The sequence below is a fragment of the Kitasatospora sp. NPDC088160 genome (assembly GCF_044741445.1).
Taxonomy (GTDB): Bacteria; Actinomycetota; Actinomycetes; order Streptomycetales; family Streptomycetaceae; genus Kitasatospora.
Genome location: NZ_JBIUSS010000005.1, coordinates 69,031 through 85,919 on the forward strand (window position 1 = coordinate 69,031; position 16,889 = coordinate 85,919).

The window sequence follows — 16,889 nt, forward strand, 5'->3', positions numbered from 1 at the left end:
CAACGGTGAGTAGTGTCACGTTCGACAGCTATTGACCCGAACCAGGACCTTGGTCATCCAGCTCGGGCCATAGGACTCTTACAGTCATACACGGGTGGTCGGACGTCAGTTCGCGTACCGCAGCGCCAGCACCCTCCGCCAGCGCGCCGTCAGTTCCCCGTACGCGCGCAGCGCCTCCGCGGTGTCCCCCGCCCGCAGCGCGCGGAGCCCCTCCTCCAGCTCCCCCGCCGAACGGTCCGCCAACAGCCGCTCCGGCCCCAGCAAATGCACCAGCCCCCCGTAGTCCAGCTCCACCAGCGAGCGCGGATGGAATTCCTCCAGCCACCGCCCGATCTGTTCCGCCCCCCGGACCAGTTCCCCGTCCGGCACCTCTTCACGCAGCGCCCGGAAGGCCCGGGCCACCCGGCGGCGCGCCTGCGCCATCGGCACCAGGTAGAACAGCGCCGCCGCCCGCCCCGGCTTGCCCCGCTCCTGCGCCGGCACGAAACAGCGGTCCTCGTCCCCGAACGGCAGGAACCAGCGCACCGGCACCTCCCACCGGCTGGTCAGGATCCACGGCCGGGCGTCCGGATGGCCGGCCCGCCAGCGCTCCCGGTCCGCCTCCGCCGCCGCCCGGGCCACCGGCGGCACCGCGGTGTCCAGCAGCGCCACCGGCGCGGCCGCCCGCAGCTCCTCCAGCGCCTGCCAGCTGCGCAGCCTGGTCGCCCACGGGCAGACGTACAGCACGCCGTCCACCACCCGCAGGTAGGCCCGCCCGCTCTCCCGCTCGGGCAGCGCCCGGGGCGTCCGGGCGGCCAGCTCCGCCAGCGCCTCCCGCTGCTCCTCCAGGACGGCCGCGGCCACCGGCTGCGCCGCCTCGACGGCGTCCGGACCGCGCTCCGCCGCGTAGGCCTGCCAGCGCGCCCGCTCGGACTCCGGGTAGGCGGCCAGCGGCTCGTAGACCCGCAGGTGGGCGGCGTAGGGCGGCAGTACCGAGGTGCGCACGACGGTCACGTCCTGCATGGTCGCACGCGCCGACCGGCCCCGGGAGGGCGCGCCCCCGAACCCCTTCGCGCCCGCACCGCGCACCCCCGGCGTCCCATTCCCCGGACCGCGGGGACAAGCTCGGACAAGAGGGCGGATCGGCGACGCTCCCGCGACTACGCTTCGCCCTAGGCGCCCGCACCACAGCAGGCGGGCCTTCGATACTGGAGTCACCACAGTGACCGACGTACAGACATCCGCCACGCACCCCGCACCCGGAGTGCTCAGCAGGATCTTCCGCACCGAGCAGGACGGCGCCCCCGGCGACGGCCACGAGCAGGTCGTCCTCTGCCACGACCGCAGCTCCGGGCTCAAGGCGATCATCGCCATCCACTCCACCGCGCTGGGCCCGGCCCTCGGCGGCACCCGCTTCTTCCCGTACGCCTCCGAGGAGGCGGCCCTGGAGGACGCGCTCAACCTGTCCCGCGGCATGTCCTACAAGAACGCGCTGGCCGGGCTCGACCTCGGCGGCGGCAAGGCCGTCATCATCGGCGACCCCACCAAGGACAAGAACGAGGCGATGCTCCGCGCCTACGGCCGCTTCGTGGAGTCCCTGCGCGGCCGCTACATCACCGCCTGCGACGTGGGCACCTACGTGCAGGACATGGACGTCATCGCGCGCGAGACGCAGTTCGTGACGGGCCGCTCGCCCGAGCACGGCGGCGCCGGCGACTCGTCCATCCTGACCGCCTTCGGCGTCTTCCAGGGCATGCGCGCCACCGCCCAGGCCCGCTGGGGCCAGCCGACCCTGCGCGGGAAGCGGGTCGGCGTCGCGGGCGTCGGCAAGGTCGGCCACTACCTGGTCGGCCACCTCGTCGCGGACGGCGCCACCGTCGTCATCACCGACGTCTCCGAGACCGCCGTGAACCGCGTCCGCGCGGCCCACCCGGAGGTGGAGGTCGTCGCCGACACCGCCGCCCTGCTGCAGGCCCGGCTGGACGTCTACGCCCCCTGCGCCCTGGGCGGCGCGCTGACCGACGACACGGTGGCCGCGCTCGGCGAGTCCGGCACCACGGTCGTCTGCGGCGCGGCCAACAACCAGCTGGCCCACCCGGGCGTCGAGAAGGACCTCGCGGACCGCGGCATCCTCTACGCGCCGGACTACCTGGTGAACTCCGGCGGCGTGATCCAGGTCGCCGACGAGATCGAGGGCTTCAACTTCGACCGGGCCAAGAACAAGGCCACCAGGATCTTCGACACCACCCTGGAGATCTTCACCCGGGCCGCCTCCGACGGCGTCCCGCCGGCGGTCGCCGCCGACCGCCTGGCCGAGAAGCGGATGCGCGAGATCAGCGCGCTGCGCACGGTCCTGCTGCCGGGCGCCCGCCGGGCCTGATCCGGCGCCCCCGGAACCTCGGATGCGCGGGGGGCGGCCGCACCCCCGTGACCCGCCCCCGGGCGGGAGGGGCCCAGCCGTCCCCCGCGCATCACGATGTGGAACCGGATTCTCACTTCTGCGCCCGATCGGGTGATCCAAGGTCCCCCTTGGGGGGATAATCGGTCCTGGAACGACGGACCTCAGACACCTCCGGACAGCGCGCAAACCGCCGCAAAACCTCCCCTGACCTGGGAAGACCTGGTCTCGGGTGCGGTCGGTGCGCGCCACGTCACACCGACGACGTACCGTCCAGCGGCGGAAACAGGTACCGTTAATGCTCCAAGGGACGGTCCTCCCATTCGGGCAGGCCGGTCCTGATCATGAACACGTGTCAGACTCGGGGCCGTGAGCCCCATCGTTGAGGGGGTCGACCCATGGGGCGCGGCCGGGCCAAGGCCAAGCAGACGAAGGTCGCCCGCGAGCTGAAGTACAACAGCGGCGGGTTTGACGCTAACCGTCTGTCCAACGAGCTGGGCGCATCGCCGTCCACCGCTCCGATCGACCCGGAGCCGATCGAGGAGGAGGAGGACGACGACCCGTATGCCGAGTACGCCGCCCGCTATGCCGACCTCGACGACGAGGACGACACCGAGCCGGGCACCGGGCCGTCGCAGGCCTCTCGCCGCTCGTAGCCAGTAGTTTCGCCGACCGGCCCAGGCGCCCAGCGCGCCAGGCCGGTCTTCGGCGTTCCCGCGTACCGGATGGTTACCGGGTGGTCGCCGCCCCCCGGGTGGCTGGACGACGAGAGGGCCCCTCCGGTGCGCCGGAGGGGCCCTCTCGTCGTCCAGCCGGGCTCAGCCCGCGGTGAAGCCCTCGTAGGCGTTGTAGAGCGCCGCGCCGGCCTCGTGCTCGCCGGTGCGCTCGACGATGTCGCCGAGCAGCCAGGCCTCGACGCCGCGGTCCTCCAGGATCGCCAGCACGGCGTCCACCGAGGACGGCGGGACGACCGCGACCATGCCGACGCCCATGTTGAGCGTCTTCTCGATCTCCAGGGTGGCCACCTTGCCGACCTGGGCGACGGTCTGGAAGACCGGCAGCGGGGTCCAGGTGCCGCGGTCCAGGCGGGCGTGCAGGCCCTCCGGGACGACCCGGGCCAGGTTGGCCGCCAGGCCGCCGCCGGTGACGTGCGAGAAGGCGTGGATCTCGGTGGCGCGGGTGAGCGCCAGGCAGTCCAGCGAGTAGATCCGGGTCGGCTCCAGCAGTTCCTCGCCGAGCGTGCGGCCGAACTCCTCGACCTTGCGGTCCAGCTTCCAGCCGGCCTCGTTCAGCAGCACGTGGCGCACCAGCGAGTAGCCGTTGGAGTGCAGGCCCGAGGCCGCCATCGCGATCACCACGTCGCCGGCCCGCACGCGGTCGGCGCCGAGCAGCGCGTCGGCCTCGACCACGCCGGTGCCGGCGCCCGCGACGTCGTACTCGTCCGGGCCGAGCAGGCCCGGGTGCTCGGCGGTCTCGCCGCCGACCAGGGCGCAGCCGGCCAGCGCGCAGCCCTCGGCGATGCCCTTGACGATCGCGGCGACCCGCTCCGGCACGACCTTGCCGACGCAGATGTAGTCGGTCATGAACAGCGGCTCGGCGCCGCACACGACCAGGTCGTCGACGACCATGCCGACCAGGTCGTGGCCGATGGTGTCGTGCTTGTCCATGGCGGCCGCGATGGCCACCTTGGTCCCCACGCCGTCGGTGGCCGAAGCCAGCAGCGGCCGCTCGTAGCGCTTGAAGGCGGACGCGTCGAAGAGGCCGGCGAAGCCGCCGAGACCGCCGACCACCTCGGGGCGGTTCGCCTTCTTCACCCACTGCTTCATGAGCTCGACGGCGCGGTCGCCCGCCTCGATGTCGACGCCGGCTGCGGCGTAGGTGGCGCCGTTCTGGTTGCTGGTCACTACGGTGCGGCCCTCTCGGGTCTGGTGGGGGCTGGAACAGCGGTGGGGCCCCGTTTCGCGGGACCCCACCGTGGATTCGTTACGGGCGGCGCAGCGCGTCGGCCGCGCCCGCCCCGCCGAGCAGCGACTGGACGCCGTCCAGGTCGCTGCCGCTGGTCGGCTTGCCGCGCACGGCCGGCGGCTGCTGGCTGCCCTTGATCTCGGCCTCCAGCAGGAGCTTGCCGAGCAGTGCCGGGTCCGGCAGCTCCATCGGGTACTCGCCGTCGAAGCAGGCCCGGCAGAGCCTGTCCTTGGGCTGCTTGGTGGCCTCGATCATGCCGTCGATCGAGATGTAGGAGAGCGAGTCCGCGCCGAGCGTGCGGCCGATCTCCTCGACGGTCATCCCGTTGGCGATCAGCTCCGCGCGGGTGGCGAAGTCGATGCCGAAGAAGCACGGCCACTTCACCGGCGGCGAGGAGATCCGGATGTGCACCTCGGCGGCGCCGGCCTCGCGCAGCATCCGCACCAGCGCGCGCTGGGTGTTGCCGCGGACGATCGAGTCGTCGACGACCACCAGGCGCTTGCCCGCGATGACCTCGCGCAGCGGGTTGAGCTTGAGCCGGATGCCGAGCTGACGGATGGTCTGGCTGGGCTGGATGAAGGTGCGGCCCACGTAGGCGTTCTTCACCAGGCCGGAGCCGTACGGGATGCCGCTGGCCTCGGCGTAGCCGATCGCGGCGGGGGTGCCGGACTCCGGCGTCGCTATCACCAGGTCGGCCTCGACGGGCGCCTCCTTCGCCAGGCGGCGGCCCATCTCCACGCGGGAGAGGTGCACGTTGCGCCCGGCGATGCTGGTGTCGGGGCGGGCCAGGTAGACGTACTCGAACACGCAGCCCTTGGGCTTCGCCTCGGCGAAGCGGGAGCTGCGCATGCCGTTCTCGTCGACGGCGATCAGCTCGCCGGGCTCGACCTCGCGGATGAACGAGGCGCCGCAGATGTCCAGCGCCGCCGTCTCGGAGGCGACCACCCAGCCGCGCTCCAGCCGACCGAGCACCAGCGGGCGGATGCCCTGCGGGTCGCGGGCGGCGTAGAGGGTGTGCTCGTCCATGAAGACGAGCGAGAACGCGCCCTTGACCTTGGGCAGCACGACCTTGGCCGTCTCCTCGATGGAGAGGTCCGGGTGGCCGGCGAGCAGCGCGGTCACCAGGTCGGTGTCGTTGGTCGCGGCGCTCCGCCCGGAGCGGGAGACGTGCTCCTCACCGGGCAGTTCGGCGACCATCGCCGCCAGTTCGGCGGTGTTCACCAGGTTTCCGTTGTGCCCGAGGGCCAGCGAACCGTGCACGGTCGCGCGGAAGGTCGGCTGGGCGTTCTCCCAGACCGAGGACCCGGTGGTCGAGTAGCGGGCGTGTCCGACGGCGATATGCCCGTGCAACGACCCCAGGGAGGCCTCGTCGAAGACCTGGGACACGAGCCCCATGTCCTTGAAGACGAGAATCTGGGAGCCGTTGCTCACTGCGATGCCCGCGGATTCCTGACCGCGGTGCTGCAGGGCGTAAAGGCCGAAGAACGTGAGCTTGGCGACCTCCTCGCCGGGAGCCCAGACACCGAAGACGCCGCAAGCGTCCTGGGGGCCTTTCTCACCGGGAAGAAGATCGTGGTTGAGTCTTCCGTCACCACGTGGCACGTCTTCGAGTCTAGGGCAGCGGGCACGGGCTTCCGGAACCCGGGCGGCCGGGATTGTCTGACGATCGGCCGGTAACGCGCGTAGACAAAACCCCTTACCGGGTGGGGATTTCGGGTGGGGGGAATTCCGGCCGGAGGCGGTTGGCCTTGTGGTTCGCGCCTGTTGGGGCGTTCCGTGTGCGGAGGGCCGGGAGTCTGGGCGACGGCGAAAGTGAGCCTGCTCACCCGGGGTTCACCCCGGCGTCACGCGGCGGGCAGCAACAGGCCCCAGGCGCCCGGGTGTACCGTCCAGGTGCGGGCGCGGACCGGACCGACGGGGTGGCCGTCCGCCTCGTAGCCGAAGCCGCGCCCGACCACCGAGACGCTCTCCGCCCGGGCGCGCACCAGGGCGCCGGGCGCGCGGATCACCACCTCCAGCACGCCGGCGGCGTCCGCCTCGACGCCCGGCAGGGTCAGCTGGACCAGCCGCACCGGCCGGTGCACGTCGGCGAGCAGCCGGCCGTCGGCCTCGACCCGGACCCGGGGGTTGTGCTCGGCGGAGGACCGGCCGTCCGCCGCGAGTGCGTTCGCCTGCTCGGCCGCAGCCAGTTTCGCCCATAGCGAACGCCAACCACCCGTACGGCCGGCCGGACGCCGCGTCCCGGCACCGGTGATCCGCACCCCTCCCAGCGCCACCCCGCCGCCGTCGTCCACCAGCAGGTCGAGCTTGCGCGCCGCACCCGACAGCACCGCTCGCGCGGCCCGGACCGGCTCGCCCGGCACCCCGAGCGCGCGGGCCGCGACCAGCTCCTCCGACCGGCCGACCGGAACCATGCCCACCGGATCCGCGCCCAGCTCACGCTGGCGGTACAGGGCTTGGAGCACCCGCTGCAACGCCAGGTCGGAACCGATCACGACCGGGCGTCGACGACCCCGGTGCGAAAGCACCCGGTCGAGTTCGGACGGGCTCTCCGGATAGACCACCTTGACGTCCGCGCCTCCGCAGAGCACGTCCTTCGCGATCCGCACCGACTCGCCGTCGGTCTGCCGGGCCGCCGGGTCGAGGAGCAGCAGGAGCGGCTCGGGGCCGCCGGTTGCGGGCGTGGACAGGGACGACACGACCGGTCCTTCCTCAGGTAATCTCTCGGTGCAAGAGCCCCTTGCGCTACTGCGCCAGGGGCTTCGTCTATCTCGGGGCAGACTGCGGCCTACGCAGGATGCCCCAACCGGAAGGGGTGTACGCCTGTGCCGGCACTCGTGCTCGTTGGCGCTCAGTGGGGGGACGAGGGCAAGGGGAAGGCCACCGACCTCCTCGGCGGCTCCGTCGACTACGTCGTCCGCTACCAGGGCGGCAACAACGCCGGTCACACGGTGGTCATCGGCGACCAGAAGTACGCCCTGCACCTGCTCCCCTCCGGCATCCTCAGCCCTAACGTGACGCCGGTCATCGGCAACGGCGTCGTCATCGACCCGGGCGTGCTGCTCTCCGAGCTGAGCGGCCTCAACGACCGTGGCATCGACACCTCCAAGCTGCTGATCTCGGGCAACGCCCACCTGATCACGCCGTACCACCGCACCCTGGACAAGGTCACCGAGCGCTTCCTCGGCAAGCGCCGGATCGGCACCACCGGCCGCGGCATCGGCCCGACCTACGCGGACAAGATCAACCGCGTCGGCATCCGGGTCCAGGACCTGTTCGACGAGTCGATCCTGCGCCAGAAGATCGAGGCGGCGCTGCACGACAAGAACCAGATCCTGGTCAAGCTGTACAACCGCCGTGCCATCCCGGCCGAGCTGGTCGTCGAGGAGTACCTCGGCTACGCGGACAAGATCAAGCCCTTCCTCGCCGACACCACCCTCGTCCTGGACCAGGCGCTCAAGGCGAACAAGGTCGTCCTGCTGGAGGGCGGCCAGGGCACCCTGCTCGACGTCGACCACGGCACGTACCCCTTCGTGACCTCGTCGAACCCGACCTCGGGCGGCGCCTGCACCGGCGCCGGCATCGGCCCGACCAAGATCGACCGGGTCATCGGCATCCTCAAGGCCTACACCACCCGCGTCGGCTCCGGCCCGTTCCCGACCGAGCTGCTGGACGAGGACGGCGAGGCGCTGCGCCGCATCGGCGGCGAGCGCGGTGTCACCACCGGCCGTGACCGTCGCTGCGGCTGGTTCGACGCGGTCATCGCGCGCTACGCGACCCGGGTCAACGGCCTCACCGACTTCTTCCTCACCAAGCTCGACGTGCTCACCGGCTGGGAGCAGATCCCGGTCTGCGTCGCGTACGAGATCGACGGCAAGCGGGTCGAGGAACTCCCGTACAACCAGTCCGACTTCCACCACGCCAAGCCGATCTACGAGACGCTGCCGGGCTGGACCGAGGACATCAGCAAGGCCAAGACCTTCGCCGAGCTGCCGAAGAACGCGCAGGCGTACGTGAAGGCGCTGGAGGAGATGTCCGGCGCGCCGATCTCCGCCATCGGCGTCGGCCCGGGCCGCGACGAGACGATCCAGATCAACTCGTTCATCTGAGCCTGATCCGGTCGAGGGCCCCGCGGGACGTCCCGCGGGGCCCTTCGCTTTGCCCGCTCCGCCGATTTTGCACTAGTGCAGAAGTTCATTGCATCTAGTGCAGCATGGCGCTACCTTTCCGGCATGACCGCACAGCCGCCCACGCCCGTGACCCTCACCGGCCGCCACGTCCGCCTGGAGCCCCTCGGCCGCCACCACCTGCCCGACCTGTGGGCCGGCGTCGGCCCCGACCCGGAGGTCTGGCGCTGGATCCCCTCCCTCCCGCCCGCGACCGAGGAGGAACTGGGCGCGATCCTCGACGCCCGGCTCGCCGAGGTGGCGGCCGGGTCGGCGGTGAAGTTCGCCGTGATCGACCTCCCCAGCGGCCGGGCCGTCGGCATCACCGGCTACTACGACGTCAGGCTCGTCGACGAGGTCGTCGAGATCGGCGGCACCTGGTACGCCCGCTCGGTCTGGCGCACGCCCGTCAACACCGAGGCCAAGCTGCTGCTGCTCTCGCACGCCTTCGACGACCTGGGCATGGGCCGGGTCTACTGGAAGACGGACGCGCTCAACGAGCGCTCCCGCAACGCGATCCTGCGCCTCGGCGCCCGGTACGAGGGCGTCCACCGCCGCGAGAAGCGGCGCGCCACCGGCGTGTGGCGCGACACCGCCTACTTCTCGATGCTCGCCGACGAGTGGCCCGCCGCCCGGATCCGCCTCGTCGAGCGCCTTTCGCGCGGTGCCCAACCCTCCGTGCGCCCCCGTTCCTGAACGGCCCCCCGGGAGTTGTCCAGGGTGCCAGGCAGGAACCGCGATGGGAGTAGGAAACCGATGACCCAGCAGTGGCAGAAGTCCACCAGCAGCACCCGGGACGGCGGCGACTCCGTGGAGGTGTCCGTCAACGAACGGGGACTGATCGAGGTCCGCGAATCCGAGAGCCCCGACGCGATCATCGTCACCACCCCGCAGAAGTTCGCGCTCTGGATCGAGGGCGTGAAGCGCGGCGAATTCGACCACTTCGGCGACGGCTGACCGCACCCTCCGGTGGCCCCCCTCCCGGCGGGGGGCCACCGCTGCCGCGCGCTATTTCTTCTCGACGGCGGCGGAGGAATGGCGGACGACGAACTCGCGTTTTACGGAACGCGGTTCGCGGGGTTGGGCGTTGACCAGCCAGACCAGCCAGCCGACGAATAGCACGGCGAGCAGGAGGGCGGACAAACCGGCGACGAGCAGGCCGTTCACCGGGTGGCGGGAATGCGGTGGGCGGGGGTGAGAAGCAGCGGAAGCGGCATGACAGTCTCCGGTCGGTGATGTCGAGCGTGCCGACCATGCATCTGGTGTGTATTTACGGCTGATTGGCGGCTGTTTAGGCCACAACAAGTCAGTGACTGACGCGGGAACGACCATAGGGTCGAGGTGCAAGACTTGCTACCGAGCGGGAGAACGTTCACTCCATCGTGGGGTATCCCCCATTTCAGTAGCTAGGGCCGGGTGAGCACGGCACACTTCACCGGAAGCATCGACCCGAGCCGCGATCCGGAGAAGAGAGTCATGCCACCCCGCTTGTCGCCGACCGTGCGTCAGCAGCGCCTTGGCATCGAGCTGCGCAAGATGCGCGAACGCGTGGGCGTGACGCCCAAGAGCCTGGCCGCCACCCTGGGCACCGACCTGCCCAAGATCTCGCAGATGGAGAACGGGAAGTCCGGCATCAGCGCCGAACGGCTCCGGCTCTGGGCCCGCACCTGCCACTGCGCCGACGGCCCCTACCTCGACGCGCTGCTCGCGATGACGCAGGACCGGCGCAAGTACTGGTGGGACGGCTACCGCGGCCGGCTGCCCGGCGGGCTCATCGACATCGCGGAGATGGAGCACCACGCCGAGTCGCTGGCCATCCTGCACACCACCTTCATCCCCGGACTGCTGCAGACCTCGGCGTACGCCTCCGCGGTGTTCGCCCGGGTCCGGCCGCCGATGCCCCAGCCGGACGCCGACGCCCGCACCGCGTTCCGGATCCAGCGCCAGCGGCTGTTCACCGAACGCCCGAAGCCGTACGCCGCGTACATCCACGAATCCGCGCTGCGCATGCAGTTCGGCGGGGCGGTGGTGCTGCGCGACCAGCTGCTCGGCGTGCTGGAGGATTCCGAGCGGCCCGGGGTGGAGATCCGGACCATCCCGTTCAGCGTCGACACCTTTCCCGGGTCCGGAGAGAGCCTCTACCTCGCCCGCGGGCCCGTTCCCGAGCTCGACACCGTACAGATCGACCTCTCGAACGGGCCGAAGTTCGTGCACACCGACACCGAACTGCAGACGTACCGACAGATCAAGGAGGAGACCGCCGCGGTCGCCCTCGGGCCGGCCGAGTCCCGGGACTTCATCCGGGCCTTACTGAAAGACTTCTCATGACTGAGTGGCGGAAGTCCTCGTCCAGCGGCGAGAGCAACGAGTGCGTCGAGATCAGAGCCGCCGACGGTCTGGTGGAGATCCGCGAGTCGGACCGCCCCGAGATCGTCGTCCGGACCACGCCGCGCAAGTGGGCCGCGTTCGTCCGCGGGGTGAAGGCCGGGGAGTTCGACCGGTACAGCGACTCCGTCGGGCCCTGAGTCGCACCCGCCCCCGAGCAGCACCCGCCCCCGAGCAGCGCCGCCCTTGAACCGCGCCCGCCCCTGAGTCCGCCCCCCTGAGCCGCACCGCCCTCCCGGCCCGGCGGCGGTAGGCTTGGCAGCCCACAGTGGACCCCTGCGCCTGGCACAGCACTCCGGGTGGGGTGCGCGTGCGGGAGAAATCGGAGCATCCGAGGATGGCTCGGCACCTGGTCACCAGCGCCCTTCCGTACATCAACGGGATCAAGCACCTGGGCAACATGGTCGGGTCGATGCTCCCGGCGGACGTCTACTCCCGCTACCTGCGCCAGCGCGGCCACGAGGTGCTCTACATCTGCGCGACCGACGAGCACGGCACGCCCGCCGAACTGGCCGCGCAGGAGGCCGGGCTGCCCGTCGCCGAGTTCTGCGCCCAGGCGCACGACGCGCAGAAGGCGGTGTACGACGGCTTCGGGCTGTCCTTCGACCACTTCGGCCGCAGCTCCTCCCCGCAGAACCGCGAGATCACCCAGGAGATCGCCCGCGAACTCCAGCGCAACGGCTTCATCGAGGAGCGCGCGATCCGGCAGGTGTACTCCAACGCCGACAGCCGCTTCCTGCCGGACCGCTACATCGTCGGCACCTGCCCGCACTGCGGCTACGACAAGGCGCGCGGCGACCAGTGCGAGAACTGCACCCGGGTACTGGACCCGACCGACCTGCTGGAGCCGCGTTCGGCGATCAGCGGCAGCTCCGACCTGGAGGTCCGGGAGACCAGGCACCTGTTCCTGCTCCAGTCGGAGCTGACCGACGAGGTCGAGCAGTGGATCGCCGCCCACGGCGACGACTGGCCGGTGCTGGCCTCCTCGATCGCCCGCAAGTGGCTCACCGAGGGCCTCCAGGACCGCGCGATCACCCGCGACCTGGAGTGGGGCGTCCCGGTGCCGGCCGACGTCTGGCCGGGGCTGGCGGCCGAGGGCAAGGTGTTCTACGTCTGGTTCGACGCCCCGATCGAGTACATCGGCGCCACCAAGGAGTGGGCGGACGCGGCCCCGGCCGGGCAGGCCCGGGACTGGAAGTCCTGGTGGTACGAGGCCGACCACAGCGTCCGGTACACCGAGTTCATGGCCAAGGACAACGTCCCGTTCCACACCGTGATGTTCCCGGCCACGATCCTCGGCTCGCGCCGACCGTGGAAGAAGGTCGACTACGTCAAGGCCTTCAACTGGCTGACGTACTACGGCGGGAAGTTCTCCACCAGCCAGAAGCGCGGCATCTTCACCGACGTCGCCCTGGAACTGCTGCCGGCCGACTACTGGCGCTACTTCCTGATGGCGCACGCCCCCGAGTCGGACGACTCCAGCTTCACCTGGGACCTCTTCGCTTCCGTCGTCAACAAGGACCTCGCCGACACCCTCGGCAACTTCGTCAACCGGGTGCTCACCTTCAGCCGCAAGCGCTTCGGCGACGCCGTCCCGGCCGGCCACGCGCCCGGCGAGGCCGAACAGCGCCTCGGCGAGCAGATCGCCGCCCTGCTGGCCGAGTACGAGGCCCAGCTGGACGGGCTCAACTTCCGCAAGGCCGCGCAGGCTCTGCGCGCGCTGTGGAGCGCTGGCAACGCGTACCTGGACGAGAAGGCGCCCTGGCTCCAGGTGAAGACCGACCCGGACGCGGCGGCGCTGACCCTGCGCACCGCGATGAACCTGATCCAGCTGTACGCGGTGGTCTCCGAGCCGTTCATCCCGACCGCGGCGGCGGCGATGCGCGGCGCCTTCGCCCTGCCCGAGGACGCTCCGGCGGCCGGCCTGTCCTGGGTCGGCCCGGAGCAGGCGCGGGCACTGGACCTGGTGCCGGCCGGGACGGCGTTCACCGTGCCGCCGGTGCTGTTCGCCAAGATCACCGACGAGGACCTGGCCGCCTGGACCACCCGCTTCGGCGGCCAGGAGGGCTGAGCCCCGGCGGGCGGCCCGGGGCCCGGGCCGCCCGCCACCCGCCTGACACCGGGGTGACTCTGACGCACCATCACCGATGGTTCGCCCAGGTCATCGGCACCCCACCGGGCGGCACCGCACTGCCCCACTGACCGGCGTCGGCTCGCCGAGGCCCTGCTGTCACACGCCGGTACGCTTCCAGCCATGGATGTTGACCTGGTCACCGCCCTGCGGGCGATCGCCAACCCGACGCGCCTGCAACTGCTGGCATGGTTGCGCGAACCCGAACGCCACTTCCCCCTGGAGGAAGCGGTCGCCGACCCGCACGAGGTCGGCGTCTGCGTCAGCCACATCCAGGCCAAGGCCGGCCTCGCCCAGTCCACCGTCTCCGCCTACCTCGCCGAACTCCAGCGCGCCGGCCTCGTCCGCGCCACCCGCATCGGCAAGTGGACCCACTACCGCCGCGACGAGGCCCGCATCGCCGCCCTCATCACCGCTCTCGGCCACACCCTGTAGGCCCCTGCCTGTAGGCCTCTGCTGCGGCCGGGGCGGTTGCGGCCGTCAGCCGGCCTTGCGGGCGGTGTGGACGGTCATGGCCGAGAGGAAGAAGGCGTCCGGGCGGTTCAGGATGCCGGTGGGGGTGTCCTCGGCGAGGAGGGCGTCGAGGGTGGTGCGGTCCTCCGGGGCGAGGTTGTCGGCGAGCTGGTCGCGCAGACGGGCGAGTTGGGTGTGGAGGTGCTCGCGGGCGGGGCGGGCGAGCGGGGCCGGGTGGTCGATCAGGAAGGTGCGGGTGCCGCTGGGGGTCAGGCCGGAGCGGGTGAGCATGGCCGGCCAGTCCTCCACCTCTTCGATGGCGCCGGGCAGTTCGGCGCGCATGGTGCTGAAGCCGTCCTCGTGCACGGCGTCGAGCCGGGCCTGGAAGCCGGGCCGGCCGAGGCCGAAGTCGCGCGGCAGGTAGCGCAGCGGCAGGCCGCGTTCGGCGACGGCCAGCAGGCCGCCGGGCCGGAGCGTCGCGGCGAGGGAGGTCAGGGCGGCCTGCTGGTCGCCGAGGTGGTGGATCGCGTTGCCGGACCAGATCAGGTCGGCCTCGCCGAGCTTGCCGAACTCGGCGGGCAGGTCGGCCTGCTGGGTGCTCAGACGGCCGCCGGAGCGGGCTCGGGCGCGCTCCAGCAGGGCGGCCGACTGGTCGACGGCGACCGTCTCGGCCTCGGGGAAGGCGTCCGCGAGCAGTCCGGCGATCACCCCGGGCCCGCTGCCGACGTCGAGGACCCGCCGCACCCCGCCGGGCTCGGCGTGCAGGGACCGCAGCCACTGCGCGGCCCCGGTGATGGCGGGGGCGCGCAGTTCGGCCTCCCGCTCCAGGTGGGCGGCGAGGGCGTCCCAGTCGAAGTCGGCGGCGGGGACGTCGCCGTGGTGGTGCCCGTGCTGGTGGCCCTGGCCGTGCTGGTGCTGGTGCTGGTGCTGGTGCTGATGTTCGGACATCGCGGGTTCTCCGATCGCGGATGACGGAAGGTCGGACGGGTGACGCCGGTCGAACGGGCGACGCGGGCGGATGGGTGACGCGGGCGAACGGGTGACGCGGGCGAACGGGTGACGCGGGCGAACGGGTGACGCCGGACGAAGGTGCCGGGGGAGCTTCCCCCGTTCAGGCGGGAACGGCGGCGCCGGACGCGCGGTGTTCGGCGACCGCCCGTCCGATCTCCTCCGCGACGAGGTCGTGGTCGAGGTCGAACGCCGCCGCAGCGCCCATCCCGGCGGCGACGACGGCCTGCGCCCGCGGGTCGGCGACGTTGCCGACCGCCCAGACGCCGGGGACGCTGGTGCGGCCGGCCCGGTCGGTGGTGACCCAGCCGCTCTCGTCCCGGGCGCATTCCAGGCCGAACAGCAGCGTGTCCCGGGGCACCGGCTGCGGGAAGACGAACACGGCCTCGCGCGGCACCACCCGGCCGTCGGCGAGTTCCACGCCGCGCAGCCGGTCGGCGTCCGTCACCAGCTGGGTGATCCGGCCTTCGACGACCCGGACGCCGCGGGCGGCGAGCCGCTCCCGCTCGGCCCCGGTCGGCGTGAGGGTGTGCGTGATCAGGACGACGTCCGCGGACCACTGCCGGAGCAGCAGCGCCTGGTCGACCGCGCCCGGGCCGGTACCGAGCACGCCGAGCGGGCGGTCGCGGACCTCGTAGCCGTGGCAGTACGGGCAGTGCAGCACGTCGCGGCCCCAGCGTTCGAGCAGGCCCGGGAGTTCCGGGAGCCCGTCGCGCAGACCCGTGGCGACGACCACCCGGCGTGCGTGCAGCACGGGGCCGCCCGCCAGGTGGACGGCGAAGCCCGTCCCCGCGCCTTCGGCGTCCGCGACGACCTCGACGTGGTCGGCCCGGGCGTCGATCAGGTCGACCCCGTAGCCGGCGACCTCCGCCCGGCCGACCTCCAGCAGCGCCGCCGGGGGCATGCCGTCCCGGCTCAGGTACCCGTGCATGTGGGCGGCGGGGGCGTTGCGCGGCTGGCCCGCGTCCACCACCGCCACCCGGCGCCGGGCCCGGCCCAGCACCAGCGCGGCGCTCAGCCCGGCCGCACCCGCGCCGACCACCACCGCGTCGTAGTCGTCCCGGGGGGCCGTCGGCCCTGCCGTCCTCATCGTGTCGCCCATGGCGCTCACCTCCACCGCCAGGCTGCGACCGGACCGGCCGTATCGGCAAGCTTTGTTGCCGTTTCCGCAAACGATGCACCCCGACCGGCCACCGCCCGCCCGCTCCGCGCCACGGGCCCGGACTCCCCCCGGTGGACGGGGATCCGGACCGACCCTTGCCATGGAGTGCACTCCAACTCCTAGCCTCTGACGCACCACCGACCCACCACCAGGGGGAGCAGCACCATGCGATACCGCGTCCTCGGCGGCACCGGCATCGAAGTGAGCACCTACTGCCTCGGCACGATGATGCTCGGCTCCGTCGGCAACCCCGACCACGACGACTGCGCCCGGATCATCAACACCGCGCTCGACCGGGGCATCAACTTCGTGGACACCGCCGACATGTACTCGGCCGGCGAGTCCGAGGAGATCGTCGGCAGGACGCTGGCCGCCCGCGGCGACCGCGACGAGATCGTGCTCGCCACCAAGGGGCACTTCCCGATGGGCGAGGGCCGCGGCCGCGGCGGCAACTCCCGGCGCTGGATCCTCCGGGCGGTCGAGGACAGCCTGCGCCGGCTGCGCACCGACCGGATCGACCTCTACCAGATCCACCGGCCGGACCACACCACCGACGTCGAGGAGACCCTGTCCGTCCTCGGCGACCTCGTCCGCTCCGGCAAGATCCGCGCCTTCGGCTGCTCCACCTTCCCCGCCGAACAGATCGTCGACGCGCACCACGTCGCCGAGCGCCGCGCCCTGCCGCGCTTCCGCACCGAGCAGCCGCCGTACTCGCTGCTCGCCCGCGGCGTGGAGCGCGACGTGCTGCCCGTCGTCCAGCGGCTCGGCATGGGCGCACTGACCTGGGGCCCGCTCGCCTCCGGCTTCCTCACCGGCCGCTACCGCAAGGACCGCCCGGCCGACCTGACCACCGGCCGCCCGACCATCAACCCGGGCCGCTTCGACCCGACGCTGCCCACCACCGCGGCCAAGCTGGAGGCCGTCGAGGCCTTCACCGCCCTCGCCGGGGACCTCGGCCGCACCCTCCCCGAACTGGCCGTGGCCTTCCCGCTGGCGCACCCCGCCGTCACCTCGGTGATCCTCGGCCCGCGCACCCACGACCAGCTGGAGGCCGCCCTCAAGGGCGCCGACCTGGTCCTCGATGACGCCACCCTGGACCGCATCGACGCCATCGTCCCGCCCGGCACCGACGTCTACCACCCCGACGGCGTCTGGCAGCCCCCGTCCGTCACCACCCCCGCCCTCCGCCGCCGCCCCACCGCGGACCGCCCGGCCGGATAGCCGAACCGGTCTCCCCCGCCA

Annotated in this window: 17 protein-coding genes; 10 read left to right on the forward strand and 7 right to left on the reverse strand. The window is 72.1% G+C overall.

Features of this window, described 5'->3' with window-relative positions; translation table 11 throughout:
• Positions 1–105 precede the first annotated feature (105 nt).
• Complete coding sequence (locus ACIOGZ_RS09075; protein WP_363628068.1) at positions 106–1,002, reverse strand: hypothetical protein; 897 nt, start codon at positions 1,000–1,002, stop codon at positions 106–108.
• A 199-nt stretch (positions 1,003–1,201) separates the two neighbouring features.
• On the opposite strand from ACIOGZ_RS09075, the gene ACIOGZ_RS09080 reads away from it, so the two are divergent.
• A complete protein-coding gene (locus ACIOGZ_RS09080) occupies positions 1,202–2,359 on the forward strand; it encodes a Glu/Leu/Phe/Val dehydrogenase dimerization domain-containing protein (protein WP_363581411.1) in 1,158 nt (385 codons plus the stop codon).
• 416 nt (positions 2,360–2,775) lie between these two features.
• Positions 2,776–3,033, forward strand: a complete 258-nt coding sequence (locus ACIOGZ_RS09085) for a DUF3073 domain-containing protein (protein WP_063348338.1) — start codon at positions 2,776–2,778, stop codon at positions 3,031–3,033.
• 162 nt (positions 3,034–3,195) lie between these two features.
• Here ACIOGZ_RS09085 and purM read toward each other — a convergent pair whose 3' ends face one another.
• From purM to ACIOGZ_RS09100, 3 genes are all read right to left on the reverse strand, one after another.
• On the reverse strand, positions 3,196–4,281 hold the full coding sequence (gene purM, locus ACIOGZ_RS09090) for a phosphoribosylformylglycinamidine cyclo-ligase (protein ID WP_363581413.1): 1,086 nt from the start codon (positions 4,279–4,281) through the stop codon (positions 3,196–3,198).
• A gap of 79 nt (positions 4,282–4,360) precedes the next feature.
• The gene (purF, locus tag ACIOGZ_RS09095; protein ID WP_350880611.1) at positions 4,361–5,944 is read right to left on the reverse strand and encodes an amidophosphoribosyltransferase; all 1,584 of its coding nucleotides are present in this window, start codon (positions 5,942–5,944) and stop codon (positions 4,361–4,363) included.
• 242 nt (positions 5,945–6,186) lie between these two features.
• Complete coding sequence (locus ACIOGZ_RS09100; RefSeq protein ID WP_363581415.1) at positions 6,187–7,041, reverse strand: diacylglycerol kinase; 855 nt, start codon at positions 7,039–7,041, stop codon at positions 6,187–6,189.
• Between the two features lie 126 nt (positions 7,042–7,167).
• Between ACIOGZ_RS09100 and ACIOGZ_RS09105 the strand changes: the two genes are divergently transcribed.
• The 3 genes from ACIOGZ_RS09105 (at position 7,168) to ACIOGZ_RS09115 (ending at position 9,465) form a co-directional block, all read left to right on the forward strand.
• The gene (locus ACIOGZ_RS09105) at positions 7,168–8,451 is read left to right on the forward strand and encodes an adenylosuccinate synthase (RefSeq protein ID WP_363581417.1); all 1,284 of its coding nucleotides are present in this window, start codon (positions 7,168–7,170) and stop codon (positions 8,449–8,451) included.
• A gap of 123 nt (positions 8,452–8,574) precedes the next feature.
• Complete coding sequence (locus ACIOGZ_RS09110; RefSeq protein WP_400985428.1) at positions 8,575–9,204, forward strand: GNAT family N-acetyltransferase; 630 nt, start codon at positions 8,575–8,577, stop codon at positions 9,202–9,204.
• 60 nt (positions 9,205–9,264) lie between these two features.
• A complete protein-coding gene (locus ACIOGZ_RS09115) occupies positions 9,265–9,465 on the forward strand; it encodes a DUF397 domain-containing protein (RefSeq protein WP_350880617.1) in 201 nt (66 codons plus the stop codon).
• A 51-nt stretch (positions 9,466–9,516) separates the two neighbouring features.
• Here the strand turns inward: ACIOGZ_RS09115 and ACIOGZ_RS09120 are convergent, their stop codons facing one another.
• Complete coding sequence (locus tag ACIOGZ_RS09120) at positions 9,517–9,675, reverse strand: hypothetical protein (protein WP_350880619.1); 159 nt, start codon at positions 9,673–9,675, stop codon at positions 9,517–9,519.
• Between the two features lie 309 nt (positions 9,676–9,984).
• Between ACIOGZ_RS09120 and ACIOGZ_RS09125 the strand changes: the two genes are divergently transcribed.
• From ACIOGZ_RS09125 to ACIOGZ_RS09140, 4 genes are all read left to right on the forward strand, one after another.
• On the forward strand, positions 9,985–10,836 hold the full coding sequence (locus ACIOGZ_RS09125) for a helix-turn-helix transcriptional regulator (RefSeq protein ID WP_363628065.1): 852 nt from the start codon (positions 9,985–9,987) through the stop codon (positions 10,834–10,836).
• The gene (locus ACIOGZ_RS09130) at positions 10,833–11,033 is read left to right on the forward strand and encodes a DUF397 domain-containing protein (protein WP_063348346.1); all 201 of its coding nucleotides are present in this window, start codon (positions 10,833–10,835) and stop codon (positions 11,031–11,033) included. Before ACIOGZ_RS09125 ends, ACIOGZ_RS09130 begins: the two co-directional genes overlap by 4 nt.
• 197 nt (positions 11,034–11,230) lie before the next feature.
• On the forward strand, positions 11,231–12,964 hold the full coding sequence (metG, locus tag ACIOGZ_RS09135) for a methionine--tRNA ligase (RefSeq protein WP_400985430.1): 1,734 nt from the start codon (positions 11,231–11,233) through the stop codon (positions 12,962–12,964).
• Between the two features lie 183 nt (positions 12,965–13,147).
• On the forward strand, positions 13,148–13,459 hold the full coding sequence (locus ACIOGZ_RS09140; protein ID WP_400985432.1) for an ArsR/SmtB family transcription factor: 312 nt from the start codon (positions 13,148–13,150) through the stop codon (positions 13,457–13,459).
• 45 nt (positions 13,460–13,504) lie between these two features.
• Here ACIOGZ_RS09140 and ACIOGZ_RS09145 read toward each other — a convergent pair whose 3' ends face one another.
• On the reverse strand, positions 13,505–14,425 hold the full coding sequence (locus tag ACIOGZ_RS09145) for a class I SAM-dependent methyltransferase (RefSeq protein ID WP_400985433.1): 921 nt from the start codon (positions 14,423–14,425) through the stop codon (positions 13,505–13,507).
• A 163-nt stretch (positions 14,426–14,588) separates the two neighbouring features.
• Entirely contained in the window at positions 14,589–15,587 is a 999-nt protein-coding gene (locus ACIOGZ_RS09150; protein ID WP_400985435.1) for an NAD(P)/FAD-dependent oxidoreductase, read from the reverse strand.
• Between the two features lie 225 nt (positions 15,588–15,812).
• Between ACIOGZ_RS09150 and ACIOGZ_RS09155 the strand changes: the two genes are divergently transcribed.
• Positions 15,813–16,868, forward strand: coding sequence for an aldo/keto reductase (locus ACIOGZ_RS09155; protein ID WP_363621211.1), 1,056 nt, complete (start codon positions 15,813–15,815; stop codon positions 16,866–16,868).
• The last annotated feature ends 21 nt before the right edge of the window (positions 16,869–16,889 follow it).